This window comes from Tessaracoccus sp. MC1756, from assembly GCF_014164735.1.
Taxonomy (GTDB): domain Bacteria; phylum Actinomycetota; class Actinomycetes; order Propionibacteriales; family Propionibacteriaceae; genus Arachnia.
The window spans coordinates 865,335-880,712 of sequence record NZ_JACJFZ010000001.1; the positions used below are offsets into that span (position 1 = coordinate 865,335).

Sequence of the window (15,378 nt, forward strand, 5' to 3'; positions counted from 1 at the left end):
ATCCCTTGGAGGTATCCACACCATGCCGGCGCTTCGCTCCCGCACCACCACCCACGGCCGCAACATGGCAGGCGCCCGCGCGCTCTGGCGTGCCACCGGCGTCACGGACAACGACTGGGGCAAGCCGATCATCGCGGTGGTCAACTCGTTCACGCAGTTCGTGCCGGGCCACGTGCACCTGCGGGACATGGGCAAGCTCGTCTCCGAGTCCATCGCGGAAGCGGGCGGCGTGGGCCGCGAGTTCAACACCATCGCCGTCGACGACGGCATCGCCATGGGCCACGACGGCATGCTCTACTCGCTGCCGAGCCGCGAGCTGATCGCCGACTCCGTCGAGTACATGGTCAATGCGCACTGCGCCGACGCCATGGTGTGCATCTCCAACTGCGACAAGATCACACCCGGCATGTTCCTGGCCGCGCTGCGGTTGAACATCCCCACAGTGTTCGTCTCCGGTGGCCCCATGGAGGCCGGCAAGGCCGTCATCAAGGACGGCGGTACCGTCGAGAGCTCGCTGGACCTGGTCAACGCCATGGTCGCTGCGGTGGACCCCAACGTCAGCGACGCCGAACTGGGCCGGATCGAAGAGAACGCCTGCCCCACATGTGGCTCCTGCTCCGGAATGTTCACGGCCAACTCGATGAACTGCCTGCTCGAGGCCATCGGCCTGGCGCTGCCGGGCAACGGCTCCACGCTGGCCACCGCGGCGGCGCGCAAGGGCCTGTTCCAGGAGGCCGGGCGCCTCATCGTCGAACTGTGTCAGCGCTACTACGGGGACGACGACGACTCGGTGCTGCCCAGGTCCATCGCCCAGAAGCCCGCGTTCGAGAACGCCATCAAGCTCGACGTCGCCATGGGCGGCTCCACCAACACCGTGCTGCACCTGCTCGCCGCGGCCCAGGAGGGTGACGTCGACTTCACCATGGCCGACATCGACGCGATCTCGCGGGTCACCCCGTGCCTGGCCAAGGTGGCGCCCAACTCCGAGCGTTACTACATGGAGGACGTGCACCGCGCCGGCGGCGTGCCGGCGATCCTGGGCGAACTGCACCGCGGCGGCAAGCTCAACGAAGCGGTCACCTCTGTGCACACCCCGACGCTCCAGCAGTGGCTCGACGACTGGGACATCCGCAGCGGCAAGACGAAGCCGGAGGCCATCGAACTGTTCCACGCGGCTCCCGGTGGGGTCCGCACCACCGAGGCGTTCTCCAGCACCAACCGGTGGGAGAGCCTGGACACCGATTCCGACAACGGGTGTATCCGCTCCACCGCCAACCCCTACACGGTCGACGGCGGGCTGGCGGTGCTCACCGGCAACCTCGCGCCCGACGGTGCCATCGTCAAGACGGCTGGTGTTCCGGAGTCGCAGTGGCACTTCACCGGTACCGCGGTGGTCACGGAGTCGCAGGACGCGGCTGTGGAAGCCATCCTCGGCAAGGTGGTGAAGCCCGGCGACATCGTCATCGTCCGCTACGAAGGGCCCAAGGGCGGTCCCGGCATGCAGGAGATGCTGTACCCCACGTCCTACCTCAAGGCGCTCGGCCTCGGCCAAGAGTGTGCGCTGATCACCGACGGCCGCTTCTCCGGCGGATCCTCGGGCCTCTCCATCGGGCACGTGTCGCCGGAGGCCGCCAGTGGCGGCGCCATCGGGCTGATCGAGGACGGCGACAAGATCACCATCTCGATCCCGGACCGCTCGCTGCACCTCGAGGTCGACGACGAGACCCTCGCCGCCCGGCGCGCCGCGCGTGACGCGAAGGGGTGGCAGCCGGCGCAACAGCGCCGGCGTGCCGTGTCGACGGCCTTGAAGATCTACGGGATGCTCGCGCAGTCGGCCGACAAGGGCGCCGCGCGCAAGCTCAACCAGGCCCTATAGCCACTTCTTGGACTTGAAGACCAGGTACATCGCGACGCCCGTGCCCACCATGAGGAGCAGGGCGAAGGGGTAGCCGAACGGCCAGTCCAGTTCGGGCATGGTGTGGAAGTTCATCCCATAGGTGCCCGTCACCAGGCTGGGCACGAACAGCACACCGGCCCATGCCGCGATGCGGCGTGAGTCCTCTGTCTGCTTCAGGCTGGCTGAGGTCATGTTCCTGGCCTCCTCGTTCTGCCGCTGCGTCTGCAGCGATATGTTGAGGTCCAGGGTGCCCTTCAGCGTCTCGCGGAGCACCTCGACGTGCTCGGTGATGTGGATGGCGTGATCCTCGATGTCGCGCAGTTCCTGCCGACGGTGCTCGCCGGCCATCAGGAAGACCCTGTCGCGGCGCACGGAGTCGAGGATGGGTTTGAGGGGGCGTACCGCGCGCTGGAGGTACATCACCTCGCGTGACAACTGGTAGATGCGCCGCGACACCCGGGCCGACCCGCTGAACACCTGGGTTTCGATCTCATCGATGTCGTTCTCGATGCCCAGCACCACCGGGCCGTAATCGTCGACGATGTTGTCGAGGAGCTGCTCCAGCACCACGCTGGGCCCGATCCCCAGGGTCTCCGGCGCCGATTCGAGGTCGCGCCGGACAACTGTGAGGTCAGGTGTCTCCGAGTGGCGCACCGTGATGACGAAGCGGTCGCCGGCGATGGCGTGCACCTCGCCGAAGTCCACCGTCTCGGTGCGGTCCACGTACCTCGCGGCGTGGAGCACGAGGAACAGTGTGTCACCGTATCGCTCGAACTTGGGCCGCTGATGTGCGGTGATGGTGTCTTCGACCAGCAGGGGGCTCAGCTTGAACTCCTCGGCCAACAGCGCCATCTCAGCGTGGGTGGGCCGGTACAGGCCGATCCACACGAAACCGTCGGCGTGCTCGTCGAGCAGGTTGAAGCTCTGGTCGAACGTGGTGGGCGACGCGATCCGCCGCCCATCGACGTAGAAGCCGGCATCGACGATCGAGGTGGGGCGCGGCTGGGTCATGGCCCCTAGTGTGTCGCAGCGTCGGGGGCCACGTCGCGTCGACGCACGATCCAGATGACCAGCGCGGCGGCCACGAGCGCCACGGCCAGCACGAGCCAGGGGGAACGGGTCCAGAGGATCCCGATCGCCTTGAAGCCGATCATGCCGATGGTGCCGTACAGGAAGGCCCACATGATGCAGCCGAGGGTGACGGCGGGCAGGTAGCGACGCAACGGCATCCGCGTGACACCCGCGGCCAGGTTGACCATGGTCTGGATCCCGATGGTCAGGAACGAGATGGACACCGCGGGGGCGCCCCACCGGTTCAGCCAGCGGGCCCCCGTGGCGTAGTGCCGCGACTCCATCAGCTTGGCGAGCCGCGTCCGCCGGGCCCCTGCGGCGATGCCGCGCCCCAACCAGTAGGTGGCGTTGGCCCGCAGCATCACGATCCCGAAGAGCGCCACCACCACGACCGCGAACGGGGCGTCCCAGGTGGTGGGATCAAACACGGCTCTCCTGGTGCTGCGAGGGGGATGGGGCTCCGCCAGTGTATCTGTTCAGTTGAGGAAGGCACCGGCGGCCACGATCACCGGCACGCTCAGCAGAGTGGTCCACAGGGTCGTCGCCTGCACCAGCGGGAGGGCGGTGCGGTAACGCATGGCGTGCACGAAGACGACCTGGGCCGTGGGTAGCGCAGCCAGGACGACGGCGGCGCGTAGCGGCGTGCCGGTGAGGCCGAACAGCAGGGACAGGCCGAGCGCCACCCCCGGCACCACGAAAGACTTCGTCGCGATGGCGGCCACGGTCAGCCGGGGCAGCCTGTTCAGGGCGGGCAGGGGAGTGGAGTGGAACGACATGCCGAAGGCCAGCAGCATGGCGGGGATACCCAGCTCTGCCATCAGCACCAGGGGATCCCAGAGGACGATGGGTGGTTGCCAAGCACTGAGGTTCAGCGCCAGGCCGATGACTCCCCCCAGTACCAGGGGATGGGTGAGGAAGCTGCGAACCACCGAACGGCCACGGCCCGCCGGCGTCGACTCGAGCACCGCCACCGCAGTGGGTTGCAGGACCAGCACCTGGAGTAGCATCGCGGGAGCCGCCCACGCTGCGTCGCCCAGCACGTAGGCGGCGATGGAGATGCCCAGGTTGCCGGCGTTGACGTAGCTCGTGGCCAGATATGCGACGGCACCCTCCGCACGGGTGGCGCCCCACCGTCGCACCATCGTGATGGAGAAGGCCAGGCCGGTGAGGACACAGGCCAGCCCGAAGGCCAGCACGTGGGGGCCGATCAGCAGGTCGAGATCCGCCCCCGCCACGGCCACCAACACGAGGGCGGGCTGGCCCACGTAGAACGCCACGTCGCCCAGCACCTTCTGCGCCGAGCGGCCGGTGACCCGGGTGCGGGCCAGCAGATATCCGACGGCGACGACGATGCCGATCGTCGTGAATCCCTGCAGTGCCGCCCACATGCGCAGAAGACTACGCCCAGGCTTCACCGTGGTTTCAGCGGTCTTGTCGGGGTCGGCTACGATTCCCCCGTGACTTTCTCCGCCAAAACGCTGCGTCGCATGCTGGCCGCCGTCGGTATCGCCTCGCTGATCACCCTGTCCGCCTGTGGCTCCGACGACCCCACCACTGAGCCGGAGGTGTCGCCCTCGGCGTCGGTCTCCGCTGAGCCCAGTGCGGAGGCGTCGCCGAGCGCAGAGGCATCACCGAGCGTCGAAGAGAGCCCCCAGCCCACCATTACCCCCTCCGCGGACCTGAGCGCCGTCGAGGTCGTCGACGGCGAGGTCCCCGAGGTCAAGGTCCCCGCGCCGTGGGGCATCGAGAAGACCCAGGCGGACGTGCTGAAGGAGGGTGAGAGCGCGCAGACGCTCACCGACACGTCGGTGGTCACCATCAACTACATGGGCGTCAACGGCACCACCGGTGAGGTGTTCGACAGCTCGTACGAGCGCGGCGAGCCCGCCACCTTCTCGCTCGAGCAGGTCGTGCCCGGGTTCCAGAAGGGGCTCTCCGGCCAGAAGGTCGGCTCCCGCGTGCTGATCGGCATGGTTCCCGAGGACGGCTACGGCGAAGGCAACCCCGGCGCCGGCATCGAAGCAGGCACGTCGTTGGTCTTCCTCGTCGACATCATCTCGGCGAACTTCTCCGAGGCCGTGGGCGAAGAGGTTCCCCCGGCCGAGGGCATGCCCACCGTCACGATGAAGGACGGCAAGCCCGAGATCGCCGTCCCGGCCGGAGTTGCGGCTCCCACAGAGCTGCGCGCCCAGCCGCTGATCACCGGCCCGGGTGCCGCCATCACCGCAGAGTCGACCGTCCAGGTCCAGTACCGCGCGTTCAACTATGCCGACGGCACGATCTGGCAGGACGCCTGGGCGCCGCAGTCGGGCAAGCTCTCCAGCCTCATCGAGGGCTGGAAGCAGGGCCTCGTCGGCAAGACGGCCGGCTCCCGCGTGCTGCTCGTCGTGCCCCCCGCGCTGGCGTTCCCCGACGGACTCCCGGAGGCCACCCCTCCGCTCGAGGCCGGCCAGACGCTGGTCTACGTGATCGACATCCTGGACGTGCAGAACTAGTCCGCCACGGCCTCGCCGGGCGCCAAGGCCCGGTCGGAGGACCGCCACACGGCACCCGAGAAGAAGCGCTGATCGCCCGGCATGGCGGCCAGCGCTTCTTCTGTTGTCCGGCAGGCACCGAGCCCGAGAGAGCTGCTGAGCCGCGCCAGGACGTCTGCGGGTTTGAGCGGGGCCAGGTCGGCGAGGGCGACCGCACCGTCGCGCTTGGCGAGCCGTTGCCCCTCCTCGTTGACCACCAGCCCGATGTGCGCGTACGTGGCCGGCGTGCCGCCTAGTTGGCGGGTGAGCCACGCCTGCCGGGGGGCCGAGCTGAGGAGGTCGTCGCCCCTGGTGATGTGGGTGACCCCCATCCCGAGGTCGTCGACCACCACCGCCAGGTTGTAGGCGAAGGCGCCGTCACCGCGCACCAGCACGAAGTCGTCGACGACGCCCTCCACCCGGCCAGCGTGCACATCCTCGACGGTGAACGTGGCGCCCCCGGAATCCACCCGCAGGGCGGGCCTCCGGGTGGCGCGGCGCTCGGCGCGTTCCCAGGCGGTCAACCGCCGACAGGTGCCGGGGTAGGCGCGGTACCCGTCGTGCGGCGCGGAGGCAGCCTCCGCGATCTCGCGGCGACTGCAGAAACATTCGTAGGTGGGCAGGCTGCGCACGGCATCGCGGTACAGGTCCAGCCGCTCGGACTGGCGTACCACCTCGCCGTCCCACTCCAACCCCAGGGCCAGCAGGTCTGCCAGGTTCCGTGCCTCCACGCCGTCGGCGGCCCGCACCCGCTCCGCATCCAGGTCCTCGACACGCATCAGCCACCGGCCGCCCACGGAACGGGCGAGCAGCCAGCCGGCCAGGGCGGTGCGCAGGTTCCCGAGGTGGAGGTCCGAGGTGGGGCTCGGCGCGTATCGGTCGACATGTGGCATGGGGTCCATGATGCCGCCTCCGCACCCGGTACCCTGAGCCGCATGTCAGCGAGGAAATCGGAGCGGCTTGTCAACCTGCTCATAGCGCTGCTCAGTACCCGTCGGTTCCTGACCAAACAGGAACTGCGTGGGACGGTTGAGGGCTATCGGCTCTCCGCGAGCGACAGCGCCTTTGAACGCCAGTTCGAGCGTGACAAGGAAGAACTGCGCAACATCGGGGTGCTGATCGAAACCGGCTCCAACGATCCGTTCTTCGACGACGAGGAGGGGTACCGGATCAATCGGTCAGAGTTCGAACTCCCGCCGCTGGATTTCACGCCCGAGGAACTCTCCGCGCTCGGCCTCGCCGGTCAGGTCTGGCAGGACACGGTGGCGGCGGACCACACGGCCCAGGCCTTCGAGGCGCTGCGTGCCGGCGGCGCGGCACCGGACCCCACCCTGGTGCCCCGGATGCGCCCTCTCCTGGCCGTGGCAGAGCCGAGCTTCGACGTGCTCTACGACGCCATCCTGCGTCGCGTCGAGGTGACGTTCGGCTATGCCGGGGAGGAGCGTCGGCTGCAGCCCTGGAAGATGCTGCAGCGCCGCGGCCACTGGTACGTGTTCGGGTTCGATCCGGACCGCCAGGCGGACCGCTTCTTCAAATTGTCGCGCTTCACCGGCGAGGCCGTGGCCCACGGCAAGGCGGGTGCCTACACCGTCCCTGATGACGTGGGGGAGCGCGCCCAACGGCTCGCGCCGCCCGGCGCCAGCACCGCAGTCGTGGCAGTGCGCGAAGGCGCCCCGCACGACTTCCCCCACCCGGAGGCCGTGGCCCACGCGGGAGTCCCCGAGGGCTACAGCGCCTTCCGGGTCAGCCTCTCCACCGATGACGCGATCGTCGGCGAGGTGGCCGCGGCGGGCCCAGACATGATCCTCCTCGATCCGCCGGAGCTCCGCGCCGCTGTGATCGAGCGACTGCGGGCGGTGGCATCGTGAGGTCCGAGGAACAGCTTGCGCGGCTCCTGCGGTTGGTGCCGTACCTGTCCTCCCACCCCGGTATCGAGGTGGCGAAGGTGGCTGAGGAGTTCGGCGTGACGCCACGCCAGGTGATCAGGGACCTCGAGGTGCTGCAGTTCTGCGGCCTCCCGGGCGGGTACTTCGACGACCTCTTCGACGTCGACATCGACGTGGTGCGCGAGGAGGGACACATCGACTTCCGCAACGCCGACGTCCTGGCCCGGCCGCTGCGGTTGCGCCCGGCGGAGGCCGCGGGCCTCTTGGCCGCACTGCGGCTCGTCGTCGACGTCGCGGGCAGGTCTGACGCGGCCGCGAGCGCGTTGAAGAAGCTGGAGGCGGCCGTGGGGGAGGCCGACGCCCACGTCAGCGTGGCGGTGGAGTCGACGGATCCGCAGCGGCGCGCGGCGCTGAGCCGGGCCGTCGAACAGCGACGCGCAGTGCAACTGGAGTACCGCACCACCGGCAGGCAGGGGACCACCACTGCCGTGGTCGAGCCCGCCAGGCTGAACCTGGTGGACGGCTACACCTATCTCGACGCGTGGAGCAGGTCACGCGAGGCCTGGCGCAGCTACCGGCTGGACCGGGTCGTCGCCGTCGAGGTGCTCGACCAGGCGGCCGGCGACCACGGGGCACCCCCGGACGGCTGGTTCGACGACGTGCCGGACCGGCTGACGCTGACGGTGCAGCCCTCGGCCCGCTGGATCGCCGAGTACTTCCCGACGGTGGGCGTCGAGGATCTGGGCGACAGGGTGGCCGTCACGTTCCCCGTCGCCTCGCACGACTGGGCCGTGTCGCTCATCCTGCGCCTCGGCGGCGCGGTGCTGGACGTGTCCGACGACAGGGTCGCCCAGGCGGCCAGGGTGAAGGCAGGCAGGGCCCTTGCTGGATATCCCGAGGTCGTCCGGTAGCATTTCGCCCGTGATCTGGGTTGTTGTTGTCGGCGCGCTCGCCCTCGCAGGTGTGGTGGCGCTGGTCATCCACGCCGTGTCGCTGGGCCACAAGGCCGCAGACGTCAAGGCCGAGGTCACCGTGTTGAACGAGCGGCGCGCCGAACTGCGCACGCTGCTCGGTCAGCTTGAGAGAACCCCTGCACAGCGCGACTAGACTGTGAGGGCAGAACAGGCGACGCCTCCCGTCGCCTAAGAAAGGGACCAATGCCTACGTTGTTGTTCATGGGCGGCTGGGAATGGGTGATCATTCTCGTTGTCGCGCTGCTGCTTTTCGGCGGCTCGCGTCTTGCCGGTGTCGGTAAGGGCATGGGACGCTCCATCCGCGAATTCAAGGAAGAGGTCAAGGGTGTCGAGGGCGAGGGTGGTGCAACGCGTCACGACGAGGTCGTCGACGCCGAGATCGTCCAGCCTGAGATCGATCACGACCGGAAGCCGCGCGAAAGCTGATCATGTCGGCCGCAACTGCTGAGCCAGCCACCGAGGGCCGGTTCGCCTGGCTGCGGCCACCGAAGGGTGGCCCCGGCGGGACGATGTCGATCTGGGACCACCTGCGGGAACTCCGCTACCGGGTCACCATTGCCGCCATCGCGATCGTCCTCGCCGGTTCCTTCTCGATCATCTTCTACAAGCAGCTGGTGCTGCTGATCATGGCGCCCTGGAACCGGGCCCGCACCGCCCTCGAAGAGGCCAGGCCCGGAGCCAGCCTCATGGTGGTCAACAACGGCGTGACCAGTTCCTTCACCTTCGCCGTGGTGCTGTGCGTGGTGGCCGGCATCATCCTGTCCACCCCCATCTGGGTCTACCAGCTGTGGGCCTTCGTAGCCCCCGGCCTGGTGGCCAAGGAGAAGAAGTACGCGCTCGGGTTCATCGGCGCTGCCACTCCGCTGTTCCTCGGCGGGTGCGCACTCGGTTACTACATCTGGCCCAAGGGTATCGAGGTGCTGTTGAGCTTCACGCCACAGGACATGGGCATCACCAACATGCAGGACATGGCGGAGTTCCTCAAGATGGAGATCCAGATCATTCTGGTCTTCGGCCTGAGCTTCCTGCTGCCCGTGGTCGTCGTGGCGCTGAACATGGCCAACGTCGTGCGGGGCTACCAGCTCAAGAGGGCCCGCAAGTTCGTGATGTTCGGCAGCGTCGTGCTCGCGGCCGTGGCCACGCCCACCACAGATCCCTTCTCGATGCTGTCGCTGGCGCTGCCGGTGTCCGGCATGTTCCTGATCGCGGAGCTGATCTGCCGGATTTCAGACAAACGTAAGGGCATCACCGAGGAAACGGTCGCCGAATACGCGATCGACCTGGAAGACGGCCAGTGACCGGTGAGGTTGCCAAACGCCGCCTCGTCAGCGTCGTGTGCAACGAAGCCTCCGGCGGCGGTCGTGCCGGCCGTGCCCTTCCCGGCGTCGCCCGCCAGTTGCGCGACGGCCTCACCGGCGCAGACCTGCACATCGTCACCTCCACGTCCTACGAGCAGGCCCGGGACCTGACGCGTTCGCTCGCCCTGCAGGCCCGTCCCGGGGACGTGGTCGCGGTCATGGGTGGCGACGGCATGGCCCATCTGGGCCTCAACGCCTGCGCCGAAACCGATGCGACGCTCGCGGTCATCCCCGCCGGCACCGGCAACGATTTCGCCCGCGGCGCGGGCATTCCCAAATCCATCCGGCAGTCTGTGGAGGCCGTCGTGGCCGGCGTCGTCCGCGTGATGGACCTCAGCAAGCTCACCAACGACTCCGGCGCGCGTTTCGTCGGCGCGGTCGTCTCCAGCGGCTACGACGCGCGGGTCAACCGTGCCACCAACGACATCCGGCTGCGCTTCGGGGCGCTGAGTTACGGCTGGATCGCGCTGCGGGAGCTGGCCTCCTTCGCGCCCCTGGAGTACCGCCTGGTCATCGACGGCCAGCCCCGCGAACTGCGCGCCATGATGGTGGCGGTCGCGAACACCGCGGTGTTCGGCGGTGGCATGCAGATTGCGCCGGACGCGGACGTCGCCGATGGCATGCTCGATGTCACGATCATCCATGAGGCCTCACGCGGCAAGCTGTTGCGCCTCCTGCCCTCGGTCTACACGGGTGGTTTCGTCACGGACCCGGTGGTGGAGCGCCTCCGTGCGCGCACCGTCGAGGTGGACGGTGACGGTCTGTTCCTGATGGGCGACGGCGAGGAGATGGGCGACGTGCCCGCCACCGTGACCTGCGTCCCTGGCTGCCTGAAGGTCATCGTCGGGGACGCGGGCTGAGGCTCCGCGCCCCCGAGGTCCCCACCCTGCCCAAACGCGTGCGGTAACGTGATACGCAAATGACGGACAACGTTCTCGACCAACTCTCCGAGTTCAGTGCGCTCTACCCGTACCAGCTCGACGACTACCAACTCGACGGATGCCGCGAGCTGGCGGAGGGCCGCGGCGTGCTCGTGGCCGCCCCCACCGGCGCCGGCAAGACCGTCGTGGGTGAGTTCGCGGTCTTCCTCGCGGTTGAGACCTCCCGCAAGTGCTTCTACACCACGCCCATCAAGGCGCTCTCGAACCAGAAGTACCACGACCTGGTGGAGCGCTACGGGTCAGACCGGGTGGGTCTCCTGACGGGCGACACCTCCATCAACTCCGAGGCGCAGATCGTGGTGATGACCACCGAGGTGCTGCGCAACATGATCTACGCGGGCTCCCCGACGTTGGCCAACCTCGGCTTCGTCGTGATGGACGAGGTGCACTACCTGGCGGACCGGTTCCGCGGCGCGGTGTGGGAAGAGGTCATCCTCGGCCTGTCGGATTCGGTGCAGATCGTGGCGCTGTCGGCGACGGTGAGCAACGTGGAGGACTTCGGCGAGTGGCTCCGCACCGTGCGCGGTGAGTTCTCCATCGTCGTGTCCGAGCGGCGGCCGGTCCCGTTGTTCCAGCACGTGTTGGTGGGCCGCAAGCTGATGGACCTGTTCGAAGGGGTGGCACCCACGGCGCAGGAACTGCCGGAGGCGCGCGCGTCGAAGGTCAACCGTGAGCTGCTGCGGGTCTCGAAGGGTGAGGCCACCAAGGTGCGCGACGACGCCCGCAGGCCGCGCGGCAGGTCCGGGCGTGGCAAGCGTGAGGTGACGCAGGGTTCCGGCCGGTACGGTGGCGCTGCGCACGAGCGCTTCCGCGAGCACCGCACGAGCCGCGGCGAGATCGCCGTCGTGCTGGACAGGGCGCAGCTGCTGCCGGCCATCTGTTTCATCTTCTCCAGGGTCGGCTGCGACGCGGCGGTCGGCCAGGTCTTCGACGCCGGCATCACGCTGACGAACCGGTCCGAGGCGGCGCTGCTCGGCGACATCGCCGACAAGCACGTCAAGGGGCTGTCGTGGGCAGACCTGGACGCGCTGGGCTACGACCGGTTCCGGGAGGCGCTGATGGCAGGGGTGGCCGCGCACCATGCCGGCCAGTTGCCCGCCTACAAGGCGATCGTCGAAGAGGGTTTCGCCACGGGTGCCCTCAAGCTGGTCTTCGCCACGGAGACGCTCGCGCTGGGCATCAACATGCCGGCGCGCACCGTCATCATTGAGAAGTTGGTCAAGTACAACGGCGAGTCGCACGTCGACATCACGCCGGGGGAGTACACCCAGCTGACCGGGCGTGCCGGCCGACGCGGCATCGACGTCGAGGGGCACGCCGTCGTGCTGTGGCAGTCCGGTATGGATCCCCGTGCGGTCGCCGGCCTCGCCTCGAGGCGCACGTATCCACTGGTGTCCAGCTTCGCCCCCACCTACAACATGGCCGTCAATCTGATGGCCACGCTGGGCCGCGAGCGGGCCAGTGACCTGCTCAACCAGTCGTTCGCGCAGTTCCAGACTGACAAGTCGGTGGTGAAGGCCACCCGCACCTCCCGCTCGACGCGCGCTGATCTCGCCGTCGCACGCGAGGCGGTGGAGTGCCACCTGGGCGACTTCATGAGCTATGCGCGGCTGCGCGACGAGATCTCCAGGTTGGAGGCGGTGTCCTCGAAGGCCCGCAAGGCTGAGCAGTCGGAGCTCGTCGGGCACTCCCTGACCACGCTGATGCCCGGGGACATCGTGCACGTACCGCGCCAGGGGTGGGCCGTGGTGCTGCGTGTGGGCCAGCAGGGGCGGCAGGCCGAGCCCTGGGCGCAGATCATCTCCGGCGATCACACGGTCCTCAAGCTGCAGGCCCACGACCTCCGCGGCCCTGTCCAGCCGGTCGGCCGGGTGCGCGTGCCGCGCAACTTCTCGGTGCGTGACCGCGCGGACAGGCGTTCTCTGCTGTCGGCCATGAGCAGCAAGATCGCCTCCGCAGACCCGGAGATCCCGGACACCGCGCCGCCGTCCGACGACCAGGTGCAGCGCGAGATCCGGCAGCTGCGCGGCGAACTCAAGGCCCATCCCTGCCACGAGTGCCCGGATCGGGAGGTCCATGCCGTCGAGGCTGCGCGCGTCATCCGGCTGGAGCGTGAGGCGGAGCGGATCGAGTCACAGATCACCGGTCGCGCGAATTCGTTGGCGGTGCAGTTCGAGCGCGTGCTGGCGGTGCTCGAGGAACTGGGCTACCTCGACGACGACACGCTCACGGATGCCGGACGCATGCTGCGCCGCATCTACAACGAACTCGATCTCGTCGCCGCCGAATGCATCCGCCGCGACGTCTTCGCCGGGCTCACCCCTCCCCAGTTGGCCGCGGTGCTATCGACGCTGGTCTACGAGTCGCGGCCCTCGCGCGACGCTGTGCTGCCGCGCATGCCGGACGCCGAGTCGGAGCGCGCGCAGTCCGCGCTGCGTGACGTGTGGCGAGAGGTGGGCAGGCTGGAGCGCCAGCACAAGCGTGACCGGGGCAGGGAGCCGGACATCGGGTTCGCCGAGGCCGCGTGGCGCTGGTCGTCCGGCCAGGACCTGTCGAAGGTGCTCGCCACCACCAGCCTGTCGGCCGGGGACTTCGTGCGCTGGGTGCGCCAGGTCGTGGACCTTGCGGGCCAGCTGGCCACCGCCGTCGGTCCCGGTGACCTGCGTCGTACCTGCCACGCAGTGGCGGATTCGATGCGCCGCGGGGTCGTCGCCACGGACCTGACGGAGGACTGACCGCGTCCCGCTGCGGCCGTGGGAGCGAGCGTGTGTCCGGCGAAAGAACAGTAGGATTTCCCCGTGTCAGTAGCTCTGCGTGTCATTCCCTGCCTCGACGTCCACGACGGCCGGGTGGTCAAGGGGGTCAACTTCCAGAACCTCCGCGACGCGGGCGACCCCGTCGAGCTGGCCGCGAAATACTCCGCCCAGGGGGCGGACGAACTCACCTTCCTGGACATCTCCGCCTCTGTCGAGGGCCGGGCGACCACCCGTGAGATGGTCGCCCGCTGCGCCGAGACGGTGTTCATCCCGCTGACGGTGGGCGGGGGAGTGCGCTCGGTCGCCGACGTCGACGCGTTGTTGCGCTCAGGTGCCGACAAGGTGGGCATCAACACCGGTGCGCTGGCCCGCCCCGGGGTGATCGACGAGATCGCCAGAGCCTTCGGCAACCAGGTGCTCGTGCTCTCAGTGGACGCCCGCCGCGAAGAGGGGATGCCGTCGGGCTACGGGGTCACCACCCACGGGGGGAAGAAGTCGGCGGGGGTCGACGCGCTGGCGTGGGCCAGGGAGGCCTGCAACCGCGGCGTGGGAGAGATCCTGCTCAACTCGATGGACGCCGACGGCACCACGGACGGTTTCGACCTCGAGATGTTGCGCGCCGTGCGAGAGACCGTCGACGTGCCCCTCATCGCCTCCGGTGGGGCGGGCACGGTGCAGCATTTCGTCGACGCGGCCCGTGCCGGCGCCGACGCGGTGCTCGCGGCGAGCGTGTTCCACTACGGTGCCCTCACCGTCGACCAAGTGAAGGCCGGCCTCCGTGAGGCCGGGCTCGAAGTCCGCTGACAACCGAAGGAACTCTTCATGGACTGCCTGTTCTGCAAGATCATCAACGGCGACATCCCCTCGAAGAAGATCTATGAGGACGACGTGGCCTTCGCGTTCCTCGACATCTCGCCCTGGCAGAAGGGTCACAGCCTCGTGGTGCCCAAGCGGCACACCGTCGACATCCTGGAGGACGACGACGTGCTCGCCGAGATCGGGCACGCCGTGGCTCGGGTCGGTCGGCTCCTCAAGGAGGGCCTGGGGGCGGACGGTTTCAACGTGCTCGCCAACGTCGGGGGCGTGTCGGGCCAGGAGGTGTTCCACACCCACGTGCACGTGATTCCGCGCTATGCCGACAACCCCGGAATCACTAACATGCGGGGCGTGATCGACGTTGATCTGGACGATGTCCACGCGGCACTGAAGCCTTAAGTGACCCCCGATTAGGACAGGCTAACCACAGGGGTGCATACTACCAATTGTCGTAAATACCGAACCCCCGTAAGGTAACGGCCGGAGCCCTCACTCCAGTGGGTCCCGAGACACAGTCCCAGGGTGCAAGCGCACCCAGAACAGATAGAAAGAGGGCTTCCATGAAGGCCACCAAACTTGTCGGCATCCTGTCGATCATCGCCGGCGTTGTCCTCATCGTCGCCGGCGCCGTCACCTGGACCCAGGTGTCGTCGCAGCTCAAGGCTGAGAACATCACCGTGCCGGGCGATTCGACGTTCATGAACGGCGCCTACGCGGGCAAGGAAGTCACCGGCCCGCTGAGCGCGTTCGCTCAGGCAGACACGATCAACATGCACGCCCTGGCCGGCTCCGAGGGCAAGACCTACGCCGAGCTCGGCTCGCTCGCCCGTGAGGCCGAGGCCGCCGGCGACACCGCCGCCGCTGAGGAGTTCAACAAGCAGCGCAACACCGTCATGAACGGTTCCTTCCTCCGCGCCTCGCTGTTCACCTCGGTCGTCGCCTTCGGCGTCGCCGCCCTGGTGATCGGTCTCGGCATCCTGTTCGCCCTCATCGGTTGGGCCCTGACCACCATCCGCCCGGTCGTCGGCCGCGTGGAGGCGTGATCGCCCACCTCTGAGCGCTCGTGAGGCGGCGGACCGGGATTTTCCCGGTCCGCCGTCTTACATTTCGGACCACACCGCCGAATCGCTTGACAGTCACGGCGCCAAACGCGAGGGTTGACCCAT

General features: G+C 68.4%; 16 protein-coding genes. 12 read left to right on the forward strand and 4 right to left on the reverse strand.

Features of this window, described 5'->3' with window-relative positions:
* The first annotated feature begins 22 nt into the window (after nucleotides 1–22).
* Nucleotides 23–1,876: a dihydroxy-acid dehydratase gene (gene ilvD, locus H5393_RS03985; RefSeq protein WP_182765541.1), complete on the forward strand. Its 1,854-nt coding sequence runs from the start codon at nucleotides 23–25 to the stop codon at nucleotides 1,874–1,876.
* Here the strand turns inward: ilvD and H5393_RS03990 are convergent.
* Genes H5393_RS03990 through H5393_RS04000 form a run of 3 tightly spaced genes read right to left on the reverse strand, consistent with a single transcriptional unit; the run spans nucleotide 1,871 to nucleotide 4,356 of the window.
* Nucleotides 1,871–2,908, reverse strand: a complete 1,038-nt coding sequence (locus tag H5393_RS03990) for a magnesium and cobalt transport protein CorA (RefSeq protein ID WP_182765542.1) — start codon at nucleotides 2,906–2,908, stop codon at nucleotides 1,871–1,873. The two genes, ilvD and H5393_RS03990, sit on opposite strands and share 6 nt — an antisense overlap.
* A gap of 5 nt (nucleotides 2,909–2,913) precedes the next feature.
* The gene (locus H5393_RS03995; protein ID WP_370585920.1) at nucleotides 2,914–3,396 is read right to left on the reverse strand and encodes a DedA family protein; all 483 of its coding nucleotides are present in this window, start codon (nucleotides 3,394–3,396) and stop codon (nucleotides 2,914–2,916) included.
* A gap of 48 nt (nucleotides 3,397–3,444) precedes the next feature.
* Nucleotides 3,445–4,356, reverse strand: a complete 912-nt coding sequence (locus H5393_RS04000; protein ID WP_182765543.1) for an AEC family transporter — start codon at nucleotides 4,354–4,356, stop codon at nucleotides 3,445–3,447.
* Nucleotides 4,357–4,425: 69 nt separating this feature from the next.
* Here H5393_RS04000 and H5393_RS04005 point away from each other — a divergent pair, with 69 nt between their 5' ends.
* The gene (locus H5393_RS04005) at nucleotides 4,426–5,463 is read left to right on the forward strand and encodes an FKBP-type peptidyl-prolyl cis-trans isomerase (RefSeq protein ID WP_182765544.1); all 1,038 of its coding nucleotides are present in this window, start codon (nucleotides 4,426–4,428) and stop codon (nucleotides 5,461–5,463) included.
* On the opposite strand, the gene gluQRS is transcribed toward H5393_RS04005, so the two are convergent.
* Complete coding sequence (gluQRS, locus tag H5393_RS04010; protein ID WP_182765545.1) at nucleotides 5,460–6,374, reverse strand: tRNA glutamyl-Q(34) synthetase GluQRS; 915 nt, start codon at nucleotides 6,372–6,374, stop codon at nucleotides 5,460–5,462. The genes H5393_RS04005 and gluQRS overlap by 4 nt on opposite strands.
* A gap of 42 nt (nucleotides 6,375–6,416) precedes the next feature.
* Here gluQRS and H5393_RS04015 point away from each other — a divergent pair, with 42 nt between their 5' ends.
* From H5393_RS04015 to H5393_RS04060, 10 genes are all read left to right on the forward strand, one after another.
* Nucleotides 6,417–7,349 carry a YafY family protein gene (locus tag H5393_RS04015; protein WP_182765546.1) on the forward strand — a complete coding sequence of 311 codons (933 nt, stop codon included), beginning with the start codon at nucleotides 6,417–6,419 and terminating at the stop codon, nucleotides 7,347–7,349.
* Nucleotides 7,346–8,278, forward strand: coding sequence for a WYL domain-containing protein (locus tag H5393_RS14810; protein ID WP_182765547.1), 933 nt, complete (start codon nucleotides 7,346–7,348; stop codon nucleotides 8,276–8,278). The genes H5393_RS04015 and H5393_RS14810 overlap by 4 nt, the downstream gene beginning before the upstream one ends.
* Before the next feature lie 10 nt (nucleotides 8,279–8,288).
* Nucleotides 8,289–8,474: a hypothetical protein gene (locus H5393_RS04025; RefSeq protein WP_182765548.1), complete on the forward strand. Its 186-nt coding sequence runs from the start codon at nucleotides 8,289–8,291 to the stop codon at nucleotides 8,472–8,474.
* A gap of 68 nt (nucleotides 8,475–8,542) precedes the next feature.
* Complete coding sequence (locus tag H5393_RS04030; RefSeq protein WP_255362881.1) at nucleotides 8,543–8,767, forward strand: twin-arginine translocase TatA/TatE family subunit; 225 nt, start codon at nucleotides 8,543–8,545, stop codon at nucleotides 8,765–8,767.
* A 2-nt stretch (nucleotides 8,768–8,769) separates the two neighbouring features.
* Entirely contained in the window at nucleotides 8,770–9,639 is an 870-nt protein-coding gene (tatC, locus tag H5393_RS04035; protein WP_182765549.1) for a twin-arginine translocase subunit TatC, read from the forward strand.
* Nucleotides 9,636–10,559, forward strand: a complete 924-nt coding sequence (locus tag H5393_RS04040; RefSeq protein WP_182765550.1) for a diacylglycerol kinase family protein — start codon at nucleotides 9,636–9,638, stop codon at nucleotides 10,557–10,559. The genes tatC and H5393_RS04040 overlap by 4 nt, the downstream gene beginning before the upstream one ends.
* A gap of 59 nt (nucleotides 10,560–10,618) precedes the next feature.
* Nucleotides 10,619–13,375, forward strand: a complete 2,757-nt coding sequence (locus H5393_RS04045) for an RNA helicase (protein ID WP_182765551.1) — start codon at nucleotides 10,619–10,621, stop codon at nucleotides 13,373–13,375.
* Nucleotides 13,376–13,438: 63 nt separating this feature from the next.
* Nucleotides 13,439–14,200, forward strand: coding sequence for an imidazole glycerol phosphate synthase subunit HisF (hisF, locus tag H5393_RS04050; RefSeq protein WP_182763551.1), 762 nt, complete (start codon nucleotides 13,439–13,441; stop codon nucleotides 14,198–14,200).
* A gap of 18 nt (nucleotides 14,201–14,218) precedes the next feature.
* On the forward strand, nucleotides 14,219–14,611 hold the full coding sequence (locus tag H5393_RS04055; RefSeq protein WP_182765552.1) for an HIT family protein: 393 nt from the start codon (nucleotides 14,219–14,221) through the stop codon (nucleotides 14,609–14,611).
* Nucleotides 14,612–14,772: 161 nt separating this feature from the next.
* Complete coding sequence (locus H5393_RS04060; RefSeq protein ID WP_182765553.1) at nucleotides 14,773–15,255, forward strand: aromatic ring-opening dioxygenase LigA; 483 nt, start codon at nucleotides 14,773–14,775, stop codon at nucleotides 15,253–15,255.
* Nucleotides 15,256–15,378 lie beyond the last annotated feature (123 nt).